Genomic DNA, 23,294 nt, shown 5'->3' with positions numbered 1-23,294 from the left:
AAGGAGAAGGAGCGGGGGAGTGGCGTGCAGAGGCTCAGGGGGCCGGCCAGTTGCGCAACAGGGAGTCGAGGGCTTCCAGGATGCGTGTCCAGGACTCCTGCGAGTCGGGGGCGCTGTGACTGAATCCGCCGGCCGTCTCCAGGCTCACGTAGCCGTGGAAGACGCTGCCGAGCAGACGGACCGCATGGGTCTCGTCGGGCTCGCTCAGGTCGTAGCCGCGCAGGATCGCCCGGGTCATCAGCGCGTGCCGGCCGCCCGCGCTCGCCGCCGCGGCAGCGGGATCGAGCGGATGGCGGGTCGCCGCGTAGCGGCCGGGGTGCGCACGGGCGTAGTCGCGGTACACGTCGGCGAACGCCGTCAGGGCATCCCTGCCGGCCCGGCCCGCGAGCGCCTCGGCGGCGCGGTCGGCCAGCTCTTCCAGGGCGAGCAGCGCGATACGGGTCTTGAGGTCCTGGGAGTTCTTGAGATGCGAGTACAGGCTCGCGACCTTGACGTCGAACCGCCGGGCCAGCGCGGACACGGTCACCTGCTCGAAGCCGACCTCGTCGGCCAGCTCGGCGCCGGCCCGGACCAGGCGCTCGGTACTCAGACCTGCGCGAACCATAAACTCTCTCCCCTCTGATGAAATCAATTATGTGCATGCCTAAAAGCTTTAGGCAAATGAGCGTGGCCTATAGCAACCGTCTCGGGGCCAGGAGAATTGGTTCGCGCAGCGGCGACCGGTCGTCCTAGCCTGCCCGGCATGGCAAAAGCACCCGTTCTCACGCCTCGGGCGGACGACTTCCCGCGCTGGTACCAGGACCTGATCGCCAAGGCGGAGCTGGCCGACAACGGCCCGGTGCGCGGCACCATGGTCATCCGACCGTACGGGTACGGCCTGTGGGAACGGATGCAGCAGGAGATGGACGCCCGGATCAAGGCCACCGGCACCCAGAACGCGTACTTCCCGCTGCTCATCCCGGAGTCGTACCTGACGAGGGAGGCCGAGCACGTCGAGGGCTTCGCGCCCGAGCTGGCGGTCGTCACCCATGCGGGCGGCAAGCAGCTGGAGGAACCCGTCGTGGTCCGCCCCACCTCCGAGACGATCGTCAACGAGTACTTCGCCAAGTGGATCCAGAGCTACCGGGATCTGCCCCTGCTCATCAATCAGTGGGCCAACGTGGTGCGTTGGGAACTGCGCCCGCGCCTGTTCCTGCGCACCACCGAGTTCCTGTGGCAGGAGGGCCACACGGCGCACGCCACGTACGAGGAGGCCCGGGACTTCGCGGCCCGCGTCCAGAGCGAGGTCTACGGCGACTTCCTGCGCGAGGTCCTCGCCATGGACTTCGTCTCCGGGCGCAAGACGGTCCGGGAGCGGTTCGCCGGCGCGGTCAACACCCTCACGCTCGAGAGCATGATGGGCGACGGCAAAGCCCTCCAGATGGTCACCAGCCACGAACTGGGCCAGAACTTCGCCAGGGCCTTCCACACGCAGTACGTGTCGAAGGACGGGCGGCAGGAGCACGTCTGGCAGACCTCCTGGGGCTCCACCACCCGCATGATCGGCGCGCTGGTGATGACGCACGGTGACGACGACGGGCTGCGCGTCCCGCCCCGGCTGGCCCCGGTCCAGGCGGTGGTCCTGGCGGTGAAGGGCGACGAGGACGTGCTGTCCGCAGTCCGCGCGCTGGGCGACCGGCTGACGGAGGCGGGTGTACGCGTCCAGGTCGACGACCGCACGGACGTGCCGTTCGGCCGGCGGGCGGTCGACTGGGAGCTGAAGGGTGTGCCCATGCGCATCGAGGTGGGCCCGCGCGACCTGGAGCACGGCACCGCCGTACTGGTGCGCCGCATTCCGGGCAGCAAGGAGCCCGTTGCCGCCGCGGCGCTGCCGGCACTGCTGCCCGGGGCGCTGGAGGACGACCAGGCGCTGCTGCTGGCGCAGTCCCGCCGTCGCCGCGAGGACCGCACGGTCGAGGTGACCACGCTCGAGGAGGCCGTCGAGGCGGCGAGTACCGGCTGGGCCCGCCTCCCCTGGGCCGTGCTGGGGCCGGCCGGCGAGGCCAGGCTGAACGAGCAGGGTCTGACCGTGCGGTGCCTGGTGGCGGCGGACGACTCGGTGCCGGCGAGTGAGGACGAGCCGGGGGTCGTCGCGGTGGTGGGTCGGGCCTACTGAGGAGGGCCGAGGGCCTGACCACCCGACCGAGGTCCCTGCTGAGGGGCGGTTCGTGCTGCCGGCGCGGGCCGCCCCTCTCGCATACCCACTTTTTTCGCACCGTTGGCCTGGGTGCCGCTTGCTGCCCGCCGCCGGGATGCGGCGGCGGACTTCGCAGTGGGCGCTCTCCCCTGGCCGTGGCTTCAGGAGTTCGAGGCCGTCACCGGCCGGAGTCTTAGCACACGAACTGGCCCGAGTGTGTGGTGGACTACGACGCGGCCGACGCGCTGCTGCGGCCCGAGCCCGTCACCGACGCGCTCAAGGGCCGTACCGTCGTGAACCTCACCGCCGACACCCCGGCGCGCGCCCGGGACACGGCGCACTGGGCCGCCGCCCACGGGATCCGCTGCCTCGACGGCGCGATCATGACCCCGGCGCCCAGCATCGGAACGCCTCAGTCCGTCTTCCTGCACAGCGGGCCGCAGGCCCTGTACGACGAGCGCCGCCGCGTGCTGGAGACGCTGGGCGGGACGCACACCCACCTCGGCGAGGAGATCGGGCGTGCGGCCACGTTCGACATCGCGCTGCTGGACATCTTCTGGACCGCGATGGCGGGCTACGCGCACGCCGTGGCCATCGCCCGGGCGGAGGGCGTCACCGCCGGGGAGCTGGCGCCCTTCGCGCAGGGCATCGGCGCGATCCTGCCACCGCTGTTCGCCGGGTTCGCCCAGGACGCCGACGAGGGCACCTACTCCGGGGCGATCAACCCCATCACCTCGGCCGTCTCGAGCATGTCCCACGTCGTCGCCCTCTCCGAGTCGCACGGCATCGACGCGGGCGTGATGCGTGCGGCGGAGGGCATGGCCCGACGCGCCATCGGCCTCGGTCACGGCACGGACGGATTCATCCGGGTCGCGGAGGTACTGGGCCGGAACTGGGCCGATGACGCGAGGGACGGTCCGCACCCGCGCGGGCGACGGACGCGCCCGCGGCGACGTGACGTCGGCTGACCTGCGGCTTGTGTCCGGTAGGGCACAATGGAACGCTTCGTCCGCCGGGCCTGACCAGGGGCGGCGTGGTGGTGAGCGCAGGTGGTGCGAGGGGCGGACGCGACGAGGAGGGGCGCGATGGAGCTGGAGCTGCGGCATCTGCGGGTGCTGTGCGCGATCGCCGACGCCGGCAGTGTGGGTCGGGCGGCGACACACCTCGGCTACTCGCAGCCCGCCGTGAGCACCCAGCTGCGCCGCATCGAGCGTTTCCTCGGCGAGCCGCTCTTCGAACGCGGCACGAGCGGAGTGCGCCCCACCTCCTACGGCGCGGAGGTGGTTGCACGGGCCCGCGACGTGCTGGCCCGTGCCGACGCCATCGGGCACCGCGCGCCCGCCGCACGGCCCCGCCGTACCCTGCGCGTGGCCGCGACCAACTCGCCCATGCTGTCCGGCACGGTCTCCCGCGTCCGTACCAGGCTGCCGGACCTGCCCCTCGCGGTCACCAGCGTCTACGCCTCCTCACGGATCGTGGAACTGCTGGAGGAGGGCGGCGCGGACGTCGCGATAGCCGCTGACTACCCGGGGATGGAGCTGCGCCACTCGGACGCGGTGAAGCACCGCGGAATCGTCACCGAGCCGACGTTCGTCGCCCTGCCCGCGCGCCACCGGCTGCGTCAGTGCGCCCAGGTGCAGCTCGCGGACCTGGCCGAGGACGCCTGGTTCGTGACCCCGGACGACGGGGCCGGCTGGCCCGGGGTGTTCTACGAGGCCTGCGCGGCCGCCGGGTTCGACCCGGTCACGGTCCATGAGTTCCTCGGCGACCAGGGCCAGCTGCAGAGCATGATCGCCGACGGTCTCGGGGTGTCCCTGGTGCAGCCGACGCTGCGGCCGATTCCGCACGTCGTGGTCAAGCCGCTGGTCGGCTCGCCGCTGTGGTGCCGCTACGTACTTGCCTGGCGGCCCGACACGGTCGACGACGAGGTGCTGGAGGCGCTGTCCCAGTCCGCCCTGGCCGCGTACCGCGATCTCGTCGCCCAGGCCCCGCACCTGAGGGCCTGGGCCTCGCGCACCTGGAGCGTCACGGGCACGTAGTGACAGGTGACGACACCTGTCGGCGTATCTCTTCTCGGCAGCCGTAACCGGCTCCGCCCTCGTGTCCTTCGTGCAGGCCTCCACCACGGACTGCGTGAACACCCTCTTCGCGGTGAACCGGCCAGGACGCGCACAACATCTTCCGCGAACCCCAGATACTCACCGTGGCAGCCGCGTTCACCCGCACGGCCGCGCAGTACCACGGTGACGACTCCGGCGCTCTGGAGCAACTGGTCCTGTTCCTGCGGGCCGGGCACTACGTGCAGTTCAACGACTCGGCGGACGTGGGCCCGTACACCTCCCGTCGCACCACGGCCGTCACCGCCGGCCTGGACACCTTCTTCGCCCGCTCGCACGCCTACGACGTGACGGCGGCTACGACGTGACGGCGGCCAACGGCGACACCCTCGGCGAGACGGTCGTCCTCACCGACAGCGCCGACCAGCAGGCCCGCGGTGGCCACGCAGGCCAACGCCTACGAGTCAAGGCCGGCGGGCCGGTCCCCGGCCAGTACGTCTCCGCCGTCCAGGCCGCGAAACACACGTACAAGCTGAGCACGCTCTTCGAGAACACCTATGCCAACAGCGACACGACCCGCACCTATCCGTGGGGCTACCTCGCCGTGCGCCACATGGCGGAGAACCACCCCGACGACGTCCAGCGCATGCTCGCCCGCTTCCGCGCCGGTGACTACGCCGGCGGGTATGCCGTCTACCACGACGGTATCGGCACCCGCTACGACGCGGGGTTCCACCAGTGGCTCACCGTGTGCGCCGCGGGCGCCTGAGCCCCGTCGGTGCGGGCCAAGGCCGTAGCCCGGGTACCACACACGGCGGCCGCCGACCGGAAACCCCGGTCGGCGGCCGTCATGTCCGAGGCCTGCGGGATCAGACGGCCGTCGCCGGGAACGTCGGGTACTCCACGCCCGAGACGTGCTGGACGACGCGGACGACCTGGCAGGAGTAGCCGAACTCGTTGTCGTACCAGAGGTAGAGGATCGCGTTGTCGCCGTCGACCTTGAGGGCGCCGGCGTCCACGATCGAGGCGTGGCGCGAGCCGATGAAGTCGCTGGAGACCGCGTCGGGCGCCGTGGTGAAGTCGATCTGGCGGCGCAGCGGCGAGGTCAGCGAGACCTCACGCAGGTAGTTGTGGACCTCGTCGCGGGTGGTCTCCCGGGACAGCTGGAGATTGAGGATCGCGATCGAGACGTCGGGCACCGGGACGCGGATCGAGCTGCCGCTGATCTTTGCCTTGAGGTCCGGCAGGGCCTTGGCGACGGCAGAGGCGGCACCGGTCTCGGTGATCACCATGTTGAGCGGCGCGGAGCGGCCACGGCGCTCGGACTTGTGGTAGTTGTCCAGCAGGTTCTGGTCGTTGGTGAACGAGTGGACGGTCTCCACGTGGCCGCGCAGCACGCCGTACTCGTCGTCCATCGCCTTGAGCGGCGGGACGATCGCGTTGGTGGTGCAGGAGGCGCAGGACAGGATCTGCTCGTCCGGCTTGACGGTGTCGTGGTTGACGCCGTGCACGATGTTCGGGACGTCGCCCTTGCCCGGCGCGGTGAGCACGACCTTCTCGATACCGGGGCGCAGGTGCTTGGACAGGCCCTCGCGGTCGCGCCACTTGCCGGTGTTGTCGATGAGGATGGCGTCCCGGATGCCGTACTCGGTGTAGTCGACGGCGCTCGGGTCGTCGGCGTAGATCACCTTGATCGCGTTGCCGTTGGCCACGATCGTGCTGGTGTCCTCGTCCACGGTGATCGTGCCCTGGAACTGGCCGTGGATGGAGTCGCGGCGCAGCAGCGAGGCGCGCTTGACGATGTCCTGGGCGCCACCGCCGCGGACGACGATGGCACGCAGCCTGAGACCGTTGCCGGAACCGGCCTTCTCGATCAGCAGGCGGGCGACGAGGCGGCCGATGCGGCCGAAGCCGTACAGGACGACGTCCCGCGGCTCACGGCGCTCGATCTTGTTGGCGCCGGTGGCACCGGCGACCGCCTCGGCGGTGAACTCCGCCACGCTCAGTCCGCGGTCGTCGGCCTTGTACATGCCGGCCAGCAGGCCGAGGTCGATCTGCGCGGGCCCGAGGTCGAGGGCGGTCAGGGCCTGCAGGAACGGCATGGTCTCGGTGACCGACAGCTCCGCGCCGGCGATCTGGCGGGCGAAGCGGTGGGTCTTGAGGATGCTGACCACCGACTTGTTCACCAGGGAGCGGCTGTGCAGCAGGACGGTGACGTCCCGCTCGCGGTGCAGCTTCCCGATGAGCGGGATCATCGACTCCGCGATCTCCTCGCGGATCTTCCAGTTGGTGAACGAGTCGTCGTTGACAGTCACAGATCTATCTTTCGAGCTAGGCAGCGCTCATATGGTAACCACACCTTACGTCGATCTTTCCGGGAGCCGTCGACTGGGGGTCGCCTGGGGTGGTTTGTCCCGTTTCTGAAACAAGGAGGAATTTCCTGAATCAGGGTGGAAGTGCGTAAGAAACCCGGGTCGCGGATTGCACGTCTTACCAGGCGTGTTCAAGGTCAAGAGGGTGAGCACCTCATCCGTACCTCGGCCCGAGTCGGCCGTTCCGTCCGGTCCCCCGCGCCGTCCGGCTCTGCCCCGGATCGCCCGGCGAGGGACCCCTGAGGGCGTGCTGCCGGCCCTCGCTCTGTTCGCGGCAGTCCGGCTCGCCGGGGTCCTGGCGATGATCCTCACCAATGCGCTACGGGGCCACCCGCTCGTCAAGTCCCTCGCCCACTCCTGGGACTCCCGCTGGTACCTGCACATCGCAGCCCAGGGCTACGGCCACAAGATCTGGATCACTCCGCAGGGTGCCGTCCAGGCGGACTGGGCGTTCTTTCCCCTGTATCCAGGCATGATCAGGGCACTGACGACCGTCCTGCCGCTGACCCCGGGCCAGGCCGCGCTGCTGATCTCCTGGATCTGCGCGGGTGTGGCGGCCTACGGCGTCTACGCCATCGGGCACCACCTCTACGGACGCGGCGTCGCCACCGCGCTGGTCGCCCTGTGGGCCGCCATGCCGCACGCCGCCGAACTGACCATCGCCTACACCGAGTCGCTGTTCGCGGCGCTCGCCATCTGGTCCCTCTACCACGTGCTCAAGGGCAACTGGCTGTGGGCGGGATCGCTGGCGGCGCTGGCGGGCCTGGCCCGGCCGAGCGGTTTCGCGATCGCCGGGGCCGTCTCCCTCGCCGCCGCCTGGGAGGCGTGGCAGCGCCGCGGCCGGGTCCCGGTGAGCCTGTGGGCCGGCGCCGTGCTGGCCCCGCTCGGCTGGCTCGGCTATGTGCTGTGGGTGGGCAGCCAGACCGGAGACCTGCTCGGCGGCTACTTCAAGGTGCAGAGCGCCTGGGACTCCAAGTTCGACTTCGGCCTCGGCTCGGCCCGGTTCGTCAAGGACCTGCTGCTGCACGGCGGAGGCGTCGTCTACCCGGTGGCCTTGGTGATCGTCGCGGTGGGCGTTTTGCTCTTCGCGCTGCTGTGCCTGGAACGGGCACCGGTGGCACTGGTGGTCTTCTCGGGGGTCCTGGTCCTGCTCGCGGTCGGCGGATCCGGCTCCTTCTCCTCCAAGCCGCGCTTCCTGCTGCCGGCCTTCCCGCTGCTCATCCCCATGGCTCGTGCACTCGCCCGGACCTGGCGGCTGCGCCCGGCCCATGCAGTGCTCGTCTACGGCGCCCTCACCATCACTTCCCTGCTCTTCGGCGCCTATGTGACGACGGTGGCCAAGTCCCCGCTTTAGGCACCGCTTGCTGTCACACGGCTGCCGCCCCGGCCCCACGGCAGCCGTGCGGGGTCGTCAGGCCCGTGTCGTCCGCCCGAGGGGCGGGAGGGACCGGAGGCCGGCGACGGGGCCCAGGCTCAGCGTGGCGAGCACCGGTGCCGTCAGCAAGGCGCTGATCCACACCGGTGAGCGGTGGCCCAGCCCGCCGGCGTTCAGCGCCTATGTCGCGCACGCGCTGCCGAGGCAGGGGGCGCCCATCGCCGCGTACATCACCCGGGTGATCAGCGTCGAAGGACCGGCGCCGAACGCCGGCAGCCCCAGGACCGTCGCGAGCAGCGCGGTCGCCGCCGTGCACCCGGGGGGCGGGGTGGGCAGTGCCCGGCCGACGAGCAGCGCGGCCCTGCCCGTCCGCAGTTCCGGCGGGGGCCACCGGTCCGCCGGCCGGCCCGCCCACGTCACCCGGCGCACGAGCCCGCCCCGAACAGCGCCGACAGGCCCGGCACCCATCCGGCACCGAGCCCGGTCACGCCGGCGGCCGGCGGCGCGGGATGGGTGAAGGTGCAGAAGGCGGTGCCGTTGACGAGTGCGGCCAGGCCGAGGGCGACCAGCGGCCCGGGCCGGCCCACCGCCCGCAGCTCCGTGCGTGCACCGGTGCCGAAGGAGTGCGGCTCGGCCGGGCCGGGCCGGCACCGACGGACGACCGCGGCCGGCGCCGGCGCGGAGAGCAGGGCCACGGGCCCGGAACGCCGAGCGCCGGCCCAGCAGTTGGCCCAGGGCCGCGCCGGCGGGCCCGTCCGCCGCGCAGGCGAGCGTGGTGCCGCCGAGCAGGACGGAGACGGCCCAGTCCTTGGCGCGGGGCGCGGCCATCCCGGTCGCCGCGGTCGGCCCGGCGGGCCAGGAACGGCATCGGCCAGGGCCGCGAGCATCCGGGGTGACCGGCAGGACGCCGAGATCGCAGGTGAGCGCTCAGGACTCCACTCACCGTGTCGTGGACGGGTGGCGAGAACGCGGACCCGTGACGGTCACGACCGGTGAGTGCGGTCGGACACGACAGGTGATTGCGGCCGGTGGCCGGTGCCCGGATGCCTCGGGACTGGAGATGGGTGGCACGCTGACGCCGGGGTGCGCGAGCATGCCACCCGTGTTCGGCGTGGGCGCCGCTCAGCGCGGGTCGAACATGACGCTGGCGAACCGCGTGGCGCTGGGCGCCGCATGACCGGGGACCACGCGGGTTGCCGACCCCTTGCACCTCTTCTGCGTGTAGACGATCAGATCCTTCTTCGTGGCGTTGCGGGCGCCACGCGCCTCCTGCGCCATGTCCAGGCACCTGTGCTGCGGCGGGTTGTCGAGGGCGTACGCCTTGCCCTGGGGGCCGACCCAGATGAACGTACTGTCCGCGGCGAGCGCGGCGCCGGTGGTGGACAGAGCGAGGGCGAGTCCGCCGAGAACGGCGACGAGCGGACGGCACAGGCGCATGGTGAGAACCTTCCGTGGGGTGAAAAGAGGGTGTGAGAAGGAGCGGCCCGGAGCCGCAGCCGTAATCTCCCACTCCGGTACGGCGCGGCCAGGGCCCCGACACGGGGACGTACACCGTCCGGGGGAGGGGAACGGACCCCGGTGTTGACCTCGCACCGAGGCCTCGTCCGGGAGCACGATCATGAGATATCGGTAAAATCTAGGCGTTTGCTGAAAATTCAGGCGGATGGCCTGCGGAGGCCACCGCCCTCCCGGAAGTGATCGATGTCCCGCAAGCACTCCACGGACGAAGGCGACGAGTTGCTGGCCCGGCTCGGCTCGCTCACCGCCCAGGCACGCGAGCGCGCGGAGCTGCAACGCAGCCAGGTCGAGCTGGCCATCGCCCTGCAGCGCGGCATGCTGCCCCGGGACCTGCCCACCGCGCCCGGGCTGCACCTGGCCGTGCGCTACACCCCGGCCAACCTCGGGCTCAACGTGGGCGGCGACTGGTATGACGCCTTCGCCCTGTCCGACGGCCGGATCGGGCTGGCCATCGGGGACGTCCAGGGACACAACATCGAGGCTGCCGCGTTCATGGGCCAGGTTCGGGCCGGCCTGCGCGCCCTCGCCTCCGTCACCAGCGACCCGGGCGAACTCCTCGGCCGCACCAACGACCTGCTGCTCTCCCTGGGCAGCGACCTCTTCGCCACCTGCACGTTCATGCGCCTCGACCTGACCACCGGGGTGCTGGAGAGCGCGCGGGCGGGCCACATCCCCTTCGTCTGGGCGACGGCGGACGGCAAGTCCGGCGTCTCCGTCGACGAGGGCGGGCCGCCGCTCGGTATCGAGACCGGTATGGCGTACCCGGTGACCCGGCACCGGCTGACCACGGGCGGCGTGTTCGTCCTGCTCACCGACGGCGTGGTCGAGGGCCCCTCGCTTCCCATCGAGGTCGGCCTCGACCAGGTGGTGCGCCTCGCCGGCATCGCCGCGGTCGCGAGCCTGGAGGCCCGCGCGCTGGCCGCGGCCGTGATCAAGGGTGCCGAGAGCGTCGGCCACGAGGACGATGCGGCGGTCCTCGTCGTCGGCCTGGAAGGGCCACGCCCTCGGCTTTGAGAGCGGTGTCGTCGGCGGTCTGGGCGGGCGGCGCCTTGTGGCCGTGAGTGTCCTGTCGCCGGCCTGGACAGGCTGCGTCCTTCGGCTGTGTTCGTTCCGCCGCTGGTCTCGACGGGCCTTTCGCGGCGTTAGGCCAGAGGGCCGGACGGCGTCCGCCTTCGCCTCGCAGAGCCGGGGGTGGAGGTGTGAGATGGCTGCTGTGGTGCGTATCGAGGAGCTGCGCCGACCGGGCGGCTACGCCGTCCAGGTGCTGACCGTCGCGGCCTGCTACTTCGGCGCCGGGCGGCTCGGACTCATCCGTGAGCTGGTCGTCGAGGGCGCTGTCGTCACCCCCGTCTATCCCGCCAGCGGCGTCGCCGTCGCCGCCCTGCTGATCCTCGGGATGCGCTGCTGGCCCGGCATCACGATCGGCGCCTTCTTCGTCGTCATGTCCGTCGCCGCCCCCCGCCTCGACGTGCTCGGCACCCTCGCCGGCCAGACCGGCGCGCCGGTGTGTGCGGCGCTCCTGCTGCGCCGTGCCCACTTCCGCACCGACCTCAGCCGGTTGCGCGACGGCCTCGCCCTGGTGTTCCTGGGCGCGTTCGGCGCGATGCTGATCAGCTCGACCGTGGGTGTCGGACTTCTCGTCGTCACGGACAGGCTGGCCGCGCAGAGCTTCCCGCCGGTCTGGCTGGCCTGGTGGGTGGGCGACGCGATGGGCGTCCTGATCGTCACCCCGTTGCTGCTGTTGCTGTACGGCGCCCGCTGGCCGCCGCCCCTGGCCCGCTGGAAGGAGGCAGCCGCGCTGACCGTCGTCGCCTGCTGCCTGGTGCCGGTGGCCGTCTACAGCTCGCTCAGCCTGCTCTACCTCGTCTACCCGCTCCTGATCTGGTCCGCCCTGCGCTTCCAGCTCGTGGGCAGCGTGCTGTGCGCGCTGCTGTCCTCCGTGCTGGCCACGGTCGCCGCGACGGACGCCGTCGGCGCGTTCGCCGGACTGAGCCGGGTCGAGGTCATGGCCAAGCTCCAGGCGTTCAACGGGTCGATGGCGCTGACCGCGCTGCTGCTGTCCGCCGTGATCATCGAGCAGCACAACACCCGCAGCTCGGTGGAGAAGGCCTGCCAGGAACTCGTCGAGGTCCTGGAGCACCTCACCGCCGGCGAGGCCCCGCCGACTCGCTCGAAAAGGGCCCCCGACAAGCCTGACGACGGACCGTAGCGCCGGCGCATGGCGTCCCGGGCATCCCGGGTGCGGCATCCGAGCCCGCCCGCCGGGCCTCGGCCCGCCTCAGGGGCGCGCCGATCGCGGCGGCGTGCGTGGCGGCGATGGCGGCCTGCAGCTGGTACGGCCCCAGTGCCGGGCCCGCCAGTGCCGCCCTGGTCAGCGCCAGTCCCTCGTCGATCAGCGCGCGGTCCCACCGCTTGCGGTCCTGCTCGGCGAGCGGCACCAGGTCGCCGCCCGGCGTCGTCCGTGCCTCCCGGCGGGCGTGGGTCAGGAGCATCAGCGCGAGCAGCCCGGTCACCTCGTCGCCCTCCGGCAACTGCGCATGCACTGTCCTGGTCAGCCGAATCGCCTCGTGCGCGAGGTCGGTGCGCAGCAACGCGCTGCCCGAGGAGGCGGTGTAGCCCTCGTTGAAGATCAGATAGAGCACGTGCAGGACGACCCGCAGCCGTTCCTCGCGCTCCGTGCCCTCCGGCAGCTCGAACGCGCTGCCCGCGGCCCTGATGCGCTGCTTGGCCCGGCTGATCCCGGCCGCCTGCTCCCTGAGTTCCGCGGCGAGCGGGCCGGGCGGCTGGACCCGGCCAGTGCGGCGCTGTCGCTCGTCGCCGTCCTGCTGCTGATCTACGGCGTCAAACAGCCGGCCGTGGAGAGCGCTCCGGCCGGGCCCGCGTCGGCCCTCGTCGTCGGCACCGCCGCGGGCCTGCTGTTCGTACGCCGTCAACTGCGGCTCACCGCACCGTTGTTGGACCTGCGGCTGCTGCGCAACCGCCCGTTCGCGACCGCCCTCGTCGCGCTGGTCCTCGCCGGCATCGCCATGGCCGGCACCGGCCTGCTGGTGACCCAGTACCTGCAGAGCGTGCTCGGCCACTCGCCGTTCGCGTCGGCGGTGCTGTCCGCCCCGATGGGCCTGGGCGTGGTGGTCGGCACCCTGACGGCGCCGGTGCCGGCCCGGCGGATGCGGCACACGGGCGCGATCGCCGGCGGGCCGGCGGCGTCGGCGCTGGGCAGCCTCCTGCTGGTCGGCGTGGGCACGGCGAGCGGCCTGCCGCTGGTGATGACCGGGATCGCCGTACTGGCGCCGGGCACCGGCCCGCTGTTCGCGCTCGGCACCGGGCTGGTCGTCGGCTCCGTACCGCCGCAGCGCGCCGGGTCGGCGGCCTCGATGTCGGAGACCGGCAACTAGCTGGGCGGTTCGCTCGGCTTCGCGCTGTTCGGTGCGCTGTCCGCGGTGGTCCAGCGCCACCGGATGCACGGCACGTCCGACTCACTGGCCGGCGCCGTCGCCGCGAGCCGGCGTCTTCCGGCCGGCCGGGGCACGGAACCGCTGCACCACGCGCGGGAGGCGTACACCTCCGCTCTGCACGTCGTCGGGGGCGTGGCCGCCGTCGTCTTCACCGGTCTGGCCGTCCTCGCCCTGGCCGTGCGCCCGGCGACCCGGCCCACCCCGGCCCCGCGCTGCGCGAGTACGAGGCGAGCAGCTCGCAGCGCTCGTAGCAGGCGTGGCCGGGCTCCGAGGGCTTCCGGGCCGGTGATTACTTACACTTGGTTGAACAGCCCAGACTGATAAATCTATCGTTAGTACATATGGACACCGTTGCACTCGCCGCCGAACTCCGGCTGACCATGGGTCGCACAGTCCGCCGACTGCGTCAGGCGCACGCGGTCGGGGACGTGTCGCTCTCCGAGGTCTCCGTGCTGGCCCGGCTCGCCCGCACCGGTCCGGACTCGCCCGGCTCGCTCGCCGAACTGGAGCGGGTCCGGCCGCAGGCGATGGCCAGCACGCTCGCCGGACTGGAACAGCGCGGGCTGGTGCGCCGTGCCCCCGACACGGCGGACGGGCGCCGGGCGATCGTCTCCCTCACCGGCGAGGGACGGACCGTGCTGGAGCAGCGCCGCTCCGAGTCCGTGGGCCGGCTGGCGCACGCCCTGGACGAGTTCACCCCGCAGGAGAGGCAGGCCCTGCATGACGTCCTGCCCCTGCTCGACCGATTGGCGGAACGGCTGTGAGCGGCGCTCGGTCCACCTCGGACGGCCTCGGCGGCGGCATACGCGGCCGACTGCTCGCGCGCTCCGCCCGTCTGCGGGACAGACCGCCGGGCCCGGGCTACAAGTGGGTCGCCCTGTCCAACACCACGCTCGGGGTACTGATCGCCACGATGGACGCCTCCATCGTGATCATCTCGCTGCCGGCGATCTTCCGCGGCATCGGCCTCGACCCGCTCGCGGCCGGCAACATCGGCTATCTGCTGTGGATGATCCTCGGCTACCTGCTGGTCTCGGCCGTGCTCGTGGTGGTCCTCGGCAGGCTCGGGGACATGTTCGGCCGGGTCCGGATCTACAACCTGGGCTTCCTGGTCTTCGCGTTCGCCTCCGTCGCCCTGTCCCTCGACCCGTTCCGGGCCGGCGCGGGCGCGCTGTGGCTGATCCTGTGGCGCATCGTGCAGGCCTTCGGCGGATCCATGCTGACCGCCAACTCGGCCGCCATCCTCACGGACGCCTTCCCGGCCCGGCAGCGCGGCATGGCCCTCGGCATCAACCAGATCACCGCGCTCGCCGGGCAGTTCCTCGGCCTGCTCGCGGGCGGACTGCTGGCCGCGGTCGACTGGCGGGCGGTGTTCTGGGTGAGCGTCCCGGTCAGCATCACCGGCACCGTCTGGTCGTACCTGAGCCTGCGTGAGACCGCGGCCGGCGCACGCGGCCGAATCGACTGGCTCGGCAACGTCACCTTCGCCACCGGCGCCGGCATCCTGCTCGCCGGTATCACCTACGGCATCCAGCCCTACGGCGGCCATCCCACCGGCTGGACCAACCCCTGGGTGCTCACGGGCCTGATCGGCGGTGTGTTCCTGCTGCTCGTGTTCTGTGTCGTCGAGACCCGGGTCGCCGAGCCCATGTTCCGGCTGTCGCTGTTCAAGGTGCGGGCCTTCGCCGCCGGGAACCTCGCCGCCCTGCTGACCGCGATCGCTCGCGGCGGACTGCAGTTCATGCTCATCATCTGGCTCCAGGGCATCTGGCTGCCGCTGCACGGCTACGACTTCGAGGACACCCCGCTGTGGGCCGGCATCTTCATGCTGCCGCTCACCCTGGGCTTCCTGGTCGCCGGCCCCGTCTCGGGCTACCTGTCCGACCGGTTCGGCGCCCGCGTCTTCTCCACCGCCGGACTGCTCGTCGTCGCCGCGTCCTTCCTCGGACTGCTCGCCCTGCCGGTGGACTTCGACTACGGCGTCTTCGCGGCGCTGCTGCTGCTCAACGGCCTGGGGCAGGGCATGTTCTCCTCGCCCAACACCTCCTCCATCATGGGCAGCGTGCCCGCCCGCTACCGGGGTGTGGCCTCCGGGATGCGCTCCACCTTCCAGAACTCGGGCACAGCCTTGTCCATCGGTGTCTTCTTCTCGCTGATGGTGTCGGGCCTCGCCGGCAGCCTGCCGAAGACGCTCGCCGGCGGACTCCAGGCCCACGGCGTGCCCGCCGGAACCGCCCACGAGGTGGCCTCGCTGCCGCCGGTCAGCACCCTGTTCGCCACGTTCCTCGGCAACAACCCGATCGGCCACCTGCTCGGCTCCGGGGGCACCCTGGACCAGCTCACCTCGGCCCAGCGCGCCAGGCTCACCGGCCACACCTTCTTCCCCGAACTGGTCTCCGGCCCCTTCCACCACGGCCTGAGCATCGTCTTCAGCGTGGCGGCCGGTATGGCCCTGGTCTCCGCGACGGCCTCCGCCCTGCGCGGCGGCCACGAGCGCGCCGACGACGACACCCCGCAGGGCGGGCACCCGAAAGGACATGACTCGTCGCGCACAGCGCGCTCCTCGTGATGGACGTCCAGCGCTCCATCACCGACCGCTTCGACACCTGCGGCGACTACCTCGTGCGGGTGGGTGAAGCCATCGGCGCCGCCCGCACGGCCGGGCTGCCGGTGATCTACGTGGTGGTCGGTTTCCGGCCCGGGCATCCCGAAGTCAGCCCGCGCAACAAGTCGTTCAGCGCCATCGCCGGCACCGGGGCGTTCGCCGCGGGCGATCCCGGCGCCGAGATCCACCCGGCGGTCGCACCGCGCCCCGAGGACGTGATCGTCACCAAGCGCCGGGTGAGCGCCTTCGCGGGCAGCGACCTCGACCTCGTCCTCGGGGCGGGCGGCATCGGGCATCTGGTGCTCACCGGCATCGCCACCAGCGGAGTCGTCCTGTCCACCGTGCGCCAGGCCGCCGATCTCGACCTGCGCCTCACCGTGCTCGCCGACGCCTGCCTCGACGCGGACCCGGCGGTCCACCGCGTCCTCACCGGGAAGGTCTTCCCCCGCCAGGCGGACGTGCTGACCGTCGCGGAATGGACGAAGACCCCTGCCGGGCAGGAGAGCGACCAGGACGCCTGACGGCCCGGCAGGAGGGGGTCAGCCGCTCGGCCGCCTGCGCACGAAGTGCCGTACGACCAGGGCCGCGACGAGGACGGCGGCGGCGATGACGACGTACAGCAGATAGCGGTTGACCTCGTCGTAGATGACCATGATGTGACTGCCCGCCAGGTAGGCCAGCGTCGTCCACAGGCCCACCCACAGCGCCGCGCCGAGCGCGTTGAACGCGAGGAAGCGGCGCCAGTGCATGCCCGAGGTGCCGGCGATGATGCCGTTGGCCTGGCGCAGTCCCTCGACGAACCGGGCCACGGTCACGATCTTGCCGCCGTGCCGGGCGAAGAACTCCTCGGCAGCCGCGAACCGCTCCGGCGTCAGGAACACGTACTTCCCCCAGCGGTGCACGAACGCCCGCCCGCCGACCCGGCCGATCAGATAGCCGATGTTGTCCCCGGCCATGGCCGCGAAGAAGGCGATGACCGCCACCCCCACCACGTTCAGCCGTCCCGCACCCGCATACACCCCCGCCGCCAGCAGGATCGTCTCGCCGGGCGCGGGCACCCCGAAGTCCTCCACCAGGACCACCGTCCCCACCGCCCAGTAGCCGTAGTGTTCGAGCAGCGGCGCCAGATGAGCCAGCGGGCCCGGCAGCGGAGGGGCGGACATGAGTCCACGGTACGTCCCGGCCGCCCATCCCCCGGACCGCGGCCCTCAGGAACGTGCCACCGTGTCCTCGTCGGGGGCGACCGCGGTGGCGCCGGCCACGTCGCAGCGCGCTCCCTCGGCCGGCGCCGTCCGTCCGCCCGCTCGTCGGGCCAGCCTGCGGGCGACCGGCTCGGTGCAGCGGGCGGTCAGCGGGCCCAGGACGACCAGGATCAGTACGTACGCGGTGGCCAGCGGACCGAGGTCGGAGTCGATCCCGGAGGTCACGGCGAGACCTGCGATGACGATGGAGAACTCACCGCGCGCGACCAGGGTCCCGCCGGCCCGCCAGCGGCCCTTGGCCGAGACGCCCGCGCGCCGGGCCGCCCAGTACCCCGTCGCGATCTTGGTGAGGGCGGTCACGACGGCCAGCGCGAGCGCGGGCAGCAGCACCGGCGGGATGCTCGCCGGGTCGGTGTGCAGACCGAAGAAGACGAAGAACACCGCCGCGAACAGGTCCCGCAGCGGTGCGAGCAGGTGGTGCGCGCCCTCGGCCACCTCGCCGGACAGCGCGATGCCGACGAGGAAGGCGCCGACGGCGGCGGAGACCTGGAGCTGCTGTGCGACCCCGGCCACCAGCAGCGTCAGGCCGAGCACCACCAGCAGCAGCTTCTCCGGGTCGTCGGTGGAGACGAAGCGGGAGATGTGCCGGCCGTATCGCACCGCCACCAGCAGGACCACGCCCGCCACGCCGAGCGCGACGGCAAGGGTGAGGCTGCCGGCGGCGAAACCGGTGCCGGCCAGCAACGCCGTGACGACCGGCAGATAGACCGCCATGGACAGGTCCTCCAGCACCAGGATGCTGAGGATGACGGGTGTCTCCCGGTTGCCGATCCGGCCCAGATCGCCGAGCACCTTGGCGATGACCCCGGAGGAGGAGATCCATGTGATGCCGGCCAGCACGACGGCGGCGATCGGGCCCCAGCCCAGCAGCAGGGCCGCGATGGCGCCGGGCAGGGCGTTGAGGGCCATGTCGACCAGGCCGGCCGGGTACTGGGTCCTGAGGTTGGACACCAGATCGCTGGCCGTGTACTCCAGGCCCAGCATGAGCAGCAGCAGGACGACGCCGATCTCGGCGCCGATCGCCACGAACTCCTCGCTGGCCCCGAGCGGGAGCAGTCCGCCCTCGCCGAAGGCCAGCCCGGCCAGCAGATACAGCGGGATGGGGGAGAACCGCAGGCGCGCGGCGAGCCGGCCCAGCAGCCCCAGGCCGAGGATGATGGCGCCGAACTCGATCAGGAAGACCGCGGAGGAGTGCATGCGATCACTCCCGGCCGAGTATCACGGCCGCCGCGTCGGCGCCCTCGCGGGTGCCGATCACGATCAGCGTGTCCCCGCCGGCCAGCCGGAAGTCGGGGCCGGGGGAGGGGATGGCCTCGGCGCGGCGCAGGACGGCCACGATCGACACGCCGGTCTCGGTGCGCATCCGGGTGTCGCCGAGCAGTCGCCCGTTCCAGTGCGAGACCGCGGACAGCTCGATCCGCTCGGCGACCAGGCCCAGCTCCGTGGTGGACAGCAGGTTCGGGCTGTGCGGGGTCGGCTTGAGCGTGCCGGCCAGCGCCTGGGCCTCCCGGCCGGTGAGGTGGACCGACAGGGCACAGGCGTCGGGATCGTCGCCCCGGTAGGCGCTCAGGGTTCTCGACCCGTCCCGGTGGGCCACCACCGACAGTCTGCGCTGCTCGCGGGTCGTCAGGTCGTACCGGACGCCGATGCCCGGCAACGGAGTACTGCTCGTGCGTGCAGCGCCCATGGCCGTCCCCTGCCCTGTTTGAATGTTTCTTGGTGAAACCATTGCCAAGACCTTATCCCGGCGGCGCGCGGCCGCCGGAAGGGCCCGGTCGGGGCGGGGGAGGCCTGGGGGAGGCCCTACAGGTCGGTGACGGCGAGGCTCTCGTCGCCGCCGGAGGCAGGCTGGCAGGCGTGGCACAGCTCGTGGTCCCCGTCGCGCGTGACGACGGTTCCCCAGCCCAGGCACACCTCGCACTCGCGGGCGAGGTCCAGATCGGGGCGGGGGGGCAGGAGGGGGCTGCGCTGGGCTCCGTGTGCCATGGGGTGTGCGGCTCCTCGGAAGTCGCGGTGGAAACGAGACGGCGCTGTAGCGAGCGCTGACAACGCTGTCAGCCGTGATTCCAGTATGTCCGACTTGTGCCACATGTCAGTGACGCATGTCACATTGCAGAGCCTGCCGTCCGTCCGGCACCATGCACCCCTGGCTCGGTCACCCGAGCCGACCCAGCCGGGCCTCCCGCCACAGGTCCACGCCGCCGTCGGTCGCGTACTTGTCGATCTCGGCCAGCTCCTCGGCGCTGAAGTCGAGGCGCTGCAGCGCCGCGACGTTCTGCTCCAGTTGCTCGGTCCGCGAAGCTCCGATGACGAGCGAGGTCACCCGCTCGTCGCGCAGCGCCCAGGCCAGCGCCAGCTGTGCGAGGGTCTGCCCGCGCCGGGCGGCGATGTCGTTGAGGGAACGCAGCCGGTGCAGCATGTCGTCCGTCAGCCACGAGGCGTCGAGTGACGTGCCCTGCGCGGCGCGCGAGTCCTGCGGCACGCCCTCTAGGTAACGACCCGTCAGCATCCCCTGGGCGAGCGCCGTGAAGCCGATGACCCCGAAGCCCTCCTCCTCGGCCGCGTCCAGCAGGCCGTCGGTCTCGATCCAGCGGTTGAGCATGCTGTACGACGGCTGGTGGATCAGCAGCGGGGTGCCCAGCTCGCGCAGGATCGCGGCCGCCTGCCGGGTGCGTTCGGCGTCGTAGGAGGAGATGCCGACGTAGAGGGCCTTGCCCTGGCGGACGGCGGTGTCCAGCGCGCCCATCGTCTCCTCCAGCGGCGTGCTCGCGTCCAGCCGGTGGGAGTAGAAGATGTCCACGTAGTCCACGCCCATCCGGCGCAGCGACTGGTCCAGTGAAGCCAGTACGTACTTGCGCGAGCCGCCGCCCTGCCCGTAGGGGCCGGGCCACATGTCCCAGCCGGCCTTGGTGGAGATGACCAGCTCGTCCCGGTACGGCGCGAGGTCCCGCTGGAGCAGCCGGCCGAAGTTCAACTCCGCCGCGCCGTACGGCGGGCCGTAGTTGTTGGCCAGGTCGTGGTGGGTGATCCCGAGGTCGAAGGCGCGCAGGGCGATCTCGCGCTGGGTCTCGAACGGGCGGTCGTCTCCGAAGTTGTGCCAGTAGCCGAGCGACAGGACGGGCAGGTCCAGTCCCGAGCGGCCGGTGCGCCGGTAGCGCATGGTGCCGTCGTAGCGAGCGGGGTCCGCGACGTGGGTCATCGGGTCTTCTCCGGGTGGTGCCGTAGGGGGTTGTCCCTCCGTGTGAGGAAGGGCTTGTCCACCCTGCGTCGGCGCGCCGCCCAAGTCCAACCGCCGTACCGGATGGGATTGAGCGGTTCCGTTTCTGAATCGGGTGAGGGGAACGGGTCCACCGCGGTTGTTCGATCCTACGAATTTGGAGCGAGGCGGGTTACCGGTACACCTCTCCTTTGATAGGAAACTTTCCTACCAGTGCCGGAACGGACCAACTCCCCACCCCCCGCCTTGACTTGGAGTCCCTGTGGTGCACGCAGACCGTGAATCAGCCCCCACCGCCGTCTCCCGCCGGACCGTCGTCGCCGTGCTGGGCGCCGCCGTCGCCTCCGGTTCCCTGCTCGGAGCCCGGCGCGCGAGCGCGGCACCGTCCGCCCCGGCGGCCGGAACGGGCCTCGACGATCCGGCGAAGAAGGAGATCGCCATGGAACTCGTGTCGAGCGCGGAGAACTCCTCGCTCGACTGGAAGGCCCAGTACAAGTACATCGAGGACATCGGCGACGGCCGCGGCTACACCGCCGGCATCATCGGCTTCTGCTCCGGCACCGGTGACATGCTCGACGTCGTCCAGCTCTACGCCGACCGCGAGCCCGGCAACGTCCTCGCCAAGTACCTGCCCGCCCTGCGCAAGGTCAACGGCAGCGACTCGCACGCCGGCCTCGACCCGAACTACCCCAAGGACTGGCGCACGGCGGCCAAGGACACGGTGTTCCAGCAGTGCCAGAACGACGAGCGCGACCGCGTCTACTTCAACCCCGCGGTCGCCCAGGGCAAGGCGGACGGCCTGCGCACCCTCGGCCAGTTCTGCTACTACGACGCCATCGTCATGCACGGCGACGGCGACGACCCCACCAGCTTCAGCAACATCCGCAAGCGGGCGCTGCGCAGCGCCAAGCCGCCGGCGCAGGGCGGCAACGAGACGACGTACCTCAACGCCTTCCTCGACGCCCGGGTGTGGGCCATGAAGCAGGAGGAGGCGCACAGCGACACCAGCCGGGTCGACACCGAGCAGCGGGTCTTCCTGCGCAAGGGCAACCTCGACCTGAACACCCCGCTCGACTGGAAGACGTACGGGGACAGTTACCACATCGGCTGATCCGGCGGACGTCGGTCGGGAGGCCTGCGGCAGGTCGTCGGGTGCGGTTCCCGGGACACCGGGGCGCAGCCCGGCGGCCTGCCGCGCGGTGATGCGCTGGATGATCGCGTTCGCCGGGGCGGCGGCCAGGATGTTGCTTGCCTGTGTCACCACGAGCACCGGCAACGACGTGGCGCCCTGCCGGGTGAGGACCATGGCCGGCGCCGCGTGCCCGGCCGCACGGCATCGACGCCCGGGCGGTCTCGGCGGTCGGTGTGGCCGACGGATCCAGCAGATGAGCCCGTACCCTCTGGGCTCGCACCACCTCCGCACCGGCCGCCGCGCCCACCGCGAGCCGAAACACCGGATCATGGAGCGGGCGCCCTCGCGTGTCAGGGTCCTGACGAGCAAAGATGGTCGGTGAGCGATCGACCACCGCGATGTCGACCACCGTGCAGCCGGTCGCCGCGATGCCGATCACCCCGATGTCGTCACACCGATACGGAGGAACGGACTCATGCCGCACGAGCGAGCGGGCCGGCCGGCCGGTCCCGAGGACCTTGTCGACGTGGCCCGGCTGGTCACGGCGTACTACGCGCTGCACCCGGACCCGGCCGAGCCGGGACAGCGGGTCGCGTTCGGCACCTCCGGGCACCGGGGCTCCTCCCTGGCGAGTGCCTTCAACGAGGACCACATCGCCGCCACCAGCCAGGCCATCTGTGAGTACCGCGCCGCCCGGGGCACCGACGGCCCTCTCTTCCTGGGCGCCGACACCCACGCCCTGTCGGAGCCCGCGAAGGTCACCGCGCTGGAGGTGTTCGCCGCGAACGGCGTGAGCGTGCTCGTCGACAGCGCCGACGGCTACACGCCCACCCCCGCCGTCTCGCACGCCGTCCTCACCCACAACCGCGCCCGCACCTCGGGCCTCGCCGACGGCGTGGTGGTCACCCCGTCGCACAACCCGCCCGCCGACGGCGGCTTCAAGTACAACCCGCCGAGCGGCGGCCCCGCGGCCTCCGACGCGACCTCCTGGATCCAGGACCGCGCCAACCGGATCATCATGGGCGGCCTGAAGGACGTACGCCGGGTGCCGTACGCGCGGGCGCTCGCCGCGGAGACGACCGGGCGGTACGACTTCCTCGGTGCCTACGTCGGCGATCTGCCGAGCGTGCTGGACCTGGACGCCATCCGCGCGGCCGGTGTGCGCATCGGCGCCGACCCGCTCGGCGGTGCCTCCGTCGCCTACTGGGGCCGTATCGCCGAACAGCACCGCATCGACCTCACCGTGGTCCACCCGCACACCGATCCCACCTGGCGGTTCATGACGCTGGACTGGGACGGCCGGATCCGTATGGACTGCTCTTCGCCGTACGCGATGGCCTCGCTCATCGAGCGGCGCGACCAGTACCGCATCGCCACCGGCAACGACGCCGACGCCGACCGGCACGGCATCGTCACCCCGGACGCCGGCCTGATGAACCCCAACCACTACCTCGCGGTCGCCATCTCCTACCTCTACCGGCACCGCGACCGGTGGCCGGCCGCAGCGGGCATCGGCAAGACGCTGGTCTCCTCCACGATGATCGACCGGGTCGCCGCCGATCTCGGGCGCCGACTGGTCGAGGTGCCCGTCGGGTTCAAGTGGTTCGTGGACGGACTGGTCGGCGCGACCCTCGGTTTCGGCGGCGAGGAGTCGGCCGGCGCGTCCTTCCTGCGCCGCGACGGCTCGGTGTGGACCACCGACAAGGACGGCATCATCCTGGCCCTGCTCGCCTCCGAGATCACCGCCGTCACCGACAAGACCCCCTCGGAGCACTACGCCGGCCTGACCGCGCGCTTCGGCGCACCCGCCTACGCCCGTGTCGACGCCCCAGCGACCCGCGAACAGAAGGCGCTGCTCGGCAAGTTGTCCCCGGCCCAGGTCACCGCCGGCACGCTCGCCGGTGAGCCGGTCACGGCCGTCCTCACCGAGGCGCCCGGCAACGGCGCCGCCATCGGCGGGATCAAGGTCACCACGGACAACGCCTGGTTCGCGGCCCGCCCTTCGGGCACCGAGGACGTCTACAAGGTGTACGCCGAGTCCTTCCTCGGGCCCGACCACCTCGCCCGGGTCCAGGAGGAGGCCAAGGCCGTGGTGCACAGCGCGCTCGGCGGCTGAGCCTGCCGA

General features: G+C 71.7%; 23 protein-coding genes and 2 pseudogenes. 14 read left to right on the top strand and 11 right to left on the bottom strand.

What is annotated here, in order from left to right:
• Positions 1–34 precede the first annotated feature (34 nt).
• Positions 35–604, bottom strand: a complete 570-nt coding sequence (locus GQF42_RS05360) for a TetR/AcrR family transcriptional regulator (RefSeq protein WP_158918126.1) — start codon at positions 602–604, stop codon at positions 35–37.
• Positions 605–742: 138 nt separating this feature from the next.
• Between GQF42_RS05360 and proS the strand changes: the two genes are divergently transcribed.
• The 5 genes and pseudogenes from proS to GQF42_RS45660 all read left to right on the top strand — a co-directional run bounded on the left by proS (position 743) and on the right by GQF42_RS45660 (position 5,002).
• The gene (gene proS, locus GQF42_RS05355) at positions 743–2,155 is read left to right on the top strand and encodes a proline--tRNA ligase (protein ID WP_158918124.1); all 1,413 of its coding nucleotides are present in this window, start codon (positions 743–745) and stop codon (positions 2,153–2,155) included.
• Positions 2,156–2,291: 136 nt separating this feature from the next.
• A pseudogene (locus GQF42_RS05350) lies at positions 2,292–3,144 on the top strand (imine reductase family protein).
• A 117-nt stretch (positions 3,145–3,261) separates the two neighbouring features.
• Positions 3,262–4,215, top strand: a complete 954-nt coding sequence (locus GQF42_RS05345; RefSeq protein WP_158918122.1) for a LysR family transcriptional regulator — start codon at positions 3,262–3,264, stop codon at positions 4,213–4,215.
• Positions 4,216–4,379: 164 nt separating this feature from the next.
• A complete protein-coding gene (locus GQF42_RS45665; RefSeq protein WP_233273251.1) occupies positions 4,380–4,601 on the top strand; it encodes a M9 family metallopeptidase N-terminal domain-containing protein in 222 nt (73 codons plus the stop codon).
• A complete protein-coding gene (locus tag GQF42_RS45660) occupies positions 4,598–5,002 on the top strand; it encodes a collagenase (RefSeq protein ID WP_158918120.1) in 405 nt (134 codons plus the stop codon). The genes GQF42_RS45665 and GQF42_RS45660 overlap by 4 nt, the downstream gene beginning before the upstream one ends.
• 100 nt (positions 5,003–5,102) lie before the next feature.
• On the opposite strand, the gene GQF42_RS05330 is transcribed toward GQF42_RS45660, so the two are convergent.
• Entirely contained in the window at positions 5,103–6,548 is a 1,446-nt protein-coding gene (locus tag GQF42_RS05330; protein WP_158918118.1) for a glyceraldehyde-3-phosphate dehydrogenase, read from the bottom strand.
• Between the two features lie 184 nt (positions 6,549–6,732).
• Here GQF42_RS05330 and GQF42_RS05325 point away from each other — a divergent pair, with 184 nt between their 5' ends.
• Complete coding sequence (locus GQF42_RS05325) at positions 6,733–7,959, top strand: glycosyltransferase family 39 protein (protein WP_158918116.1); 1,227 nt, start codon at positions 6,733–6,735, stop codon at positions 7,957–7,959.
• 201 nt (positions 7,960–8,160) lie between these two features.
• Here the strand turns inward: GQF42_RS05325 and GQF42_RS05320 are convergent, their stop codons facing one another.
• The 3 genes from GQF42_RS05320 to GQF42_RS05310 all read right to left on the bottom strand — a co-directional run bounded on the left by GQF42_RS05320 (position 8,161) and on the right by GQF42_RS05310 (position 9,417).
• Positions 8,161–8,409, bottom strand: coding sequence for a hypothetical protein (locus GQF42_RS05320; protein WP_158918114.1), 249 nt, complete (start codon positions 8,407–8,409; stop codon positions 8,161–8,163).
• Positions 8,397–8,675 (bottom strand): hypothetical protein, encoded by a 279-nt coding sequence (locus GQF42_RS05315; protein WP_158918112.1) that lies wholly within the window; start codon positions 8,673–8,675, stop codon positions 8,397–8,399. The genes GQF42_RS05320 and GQF42_RS05315 overlap by 13 nt, the downstream gene beginning before the upstream one ends.
• Positions 8,676–9,102: 427 nt before the next feature.
• Positions 9,103–9,417 carry a hypothetical protein gene (locus GQF42_RS05310; RefSeq protein ID WP_233273250.1) on the bottom strand — a complete coding sequence of 105 codons (315 nt, stop codon included), beginning with the start codon at positions 9,415–9,417 and terminating at the stop codon, positions 9,103–9,105.
• Between the two features lie 264 nt (positions 9,418–9,681).
• Here GQF42_RS05310 and GQF42_RS05305 point away from each other — a divergent pair, with 264 nt between their 5' ends.
• Positions 9,682–10,512 (top strand): PP2C family protein-serine/threonine phosphatase, encoded by an 831-nt coding sequence (locus GQF42_RS05305; RefSeq protein WP_158918110.1) that lies wholly within the window; start codon positions 9,682–9,684, stop codon positions 10,510–10,512.
• 199 nt (positions 10,513–10,711) lie between these two features.
• On the top strand, positions 10,712–11,707 hold the full coding sequence (locus GQF42_RS05300; RefSeq protein WP_158929795.1) for an MASE1 domain-containing protein: 996 nt from the start codon (positions 10,712–10,714) through the stop codon (positions 11,705–11,707).
• Positions 11,708–11,783: 76 nt separating this feature from the next.
• On the opposite strand, the pseudogene GQF42_RS05295 reads toward GQF42_RS05300, so the two are convergent.
• A pseudogene (locus GQF42_RS05295) lies at positions 11,784–12,245 on the bottom strand (DUF6596 domain-containing protein); the annotation flags it as partial.
• Here GQF42_RS05295 and GQF42_RS44790 point away from each other — a divergent pair.
• The 4 genes from GQF42_RS44790 to GQF42_RS05275 all read left to right on the top strand — a co-directional run bounded on the left by GQF42_RS44790 (position 12,141) and on the right by GQF42_RS05275 (position 16,079).
• On the top strand, positions 12,141–12,893 hold the full coding sequence (locus GQF42_RS44790) for an MFS transporter (RefSeq protein ID WP_199272576.1): 753 nt from the start codon (positions 12,141–12,143) through the stop codon (positions 12,891–12,893). The pseudogene GQF42_RS05295 and the gene GQF42_RS44790 overlap by 105 nt on opposite strands.
• A gap of 401 nt (positions 12,894–13,294) precedes the next feature.
• Positions 13,295–13,717: a MarR family winged helix-turn-helix transcriptional regulator gene (locus GQF42_RS05285; RefSeq protein ID WP_158918106.1), complete on the top strand. Its 423-nt coding sequence runs from the start codon at positions 13,295–13,297 to the stop codon at positions 13,715–13,717.
• A gap of 149 nt (positions 13,718–13,866) precedes the next feature.
• Positions 13,867–15,522, top strand: a complete 1,656-nt coding sequence (locus tag GQF42_RS05280) for an MFS transporter (protein WP_233273748.1) — start codon at positions 13,867–13,869, stop codon at positions 15,520–15,522.
• Positions 15,522–16,079: a cysteine hydrolase family protein gene (locus tag GQF42_RS05275; RefSeq protein WP_158918104.1), complete on the top strand. Its 558-nt coding sequence runs from the start codon at positions 15,522–15,524 to the stop codon at positions 16,077–16,079. Before GQF42_RS05280 ends, GQF42_RS05275 begins: the two co-directional genes overlap by 1 nt.
• A gap of 18 nt (positions 16,080–16,097) precedes the next feature.
• Here GQF42_RS05275 and GQF42_RS05270 read toward each other — a convergent pair whose 3' ends face one another.
• The 5 genes from GQF42_RS05270 to mgrA form a co-directional block, all read right to left on the bottom strand.
• Positions 16,098–16,721, bottom strand: a complete 624-nt coding sequence (locus GQF42_RS05270) for a DedA family protein (RefSeq protein WP_158918102.1) — start codon at positions 16,719–16,721, stop codon at positions 16,098–16,100.
• Between the two features lie 45 nt (positions 16,722–16,766).
• Positions 16,767–18,017 (bottom strand): cation:proton antiporter, encoded by a 1,251-nt coding sequence (locus tag GQF42_RS05265; protein WP_233273248.1) that lies wholly within the window; start codon positions 18,015–18,017, stop codon positions 16,767–16,769.
• Between the two features lie 4 nt (positions 18,018–18,021).
• Positions 18,022–18,507, bottom strand: a complete 486-nt coding sequence (locus GQF42_RS05260; RefSeq protein WP_158918100.1) for a cation:proton antiporter regulatory subunit — start codon at positions 18,505–18,507, stop codon at positions 18,022–18,024.
• A gap of 116 nt (positions 18,508–18,623) precedes the next feature.
• On the bottom strand, positions 18,624–18,806 hold the full coding sequence (locus GQF42_RS05255; RefSeq protein ID WP_158918098.1) for a hypothetical protein: 183 nt from the start codon (positions 18,804–18,806) through the stop codon (positions 18,624–18,626).
• Between the two features lie 169 nt (positions 18,807–18,975).
• Positions 18,976–20,019: an L-glyceraldehyde 3-phosphate reductase gene (gene mgrA, locus GQF42_RS05250; RefSeq protein ID WP_158918096.1), complete on the bottom strand. Its 1,044-nt coding sequence runs from the start codon at positions 20,017–20,019 to the stop codon at positions 18,976–18,978.
• Between the two features lie 280 nt (positions 20,020–20,299).
• Between mgrA and GQF42_RS05245 the strand changes: the two genes are divergently transcribed.
• Positions 20,300–21,148, top strand: a complete 849-nt coding sequence (locus GQF42_RS05245) for a chitosanase (RefSeq protein ID WP_158918094.1) — start codon at positions 20,300–20,302, stop codon at positions 21,146–21,148.
• Positions 21,149–21,644: 496 nt separating this feature from the next.
• Positions 21,645–23,285: a phosphoglucomutase (alpha-D-glucose-1,6-bisphosphate-dependent) gene (gene pgm / locus GQF42_RS05240; protein WP_158918092.1), complete on the top strand. Its 1,641-nt coding sequence runs from the start codon at positions 21,645–21,647 to the stop codon at positions 23,283–23,285.
• Positions 23,286–23,294 lie beyond the last annotated feature (9 nt).

It is taken from the genome of Streptomyces broussonetiae, from assembly GCF_009796285.1.
GTDB lineage: Bacteria > Actinomycetota > Actinomycetes > Streptomycetales > Streptomycetaceae > Streptomyces > Streptomyces broussonetiae.
Note: the sequence above shows the minus strand (reverse complement) of the source record. Positions and strands in the feature narration are given on the sequence as shown.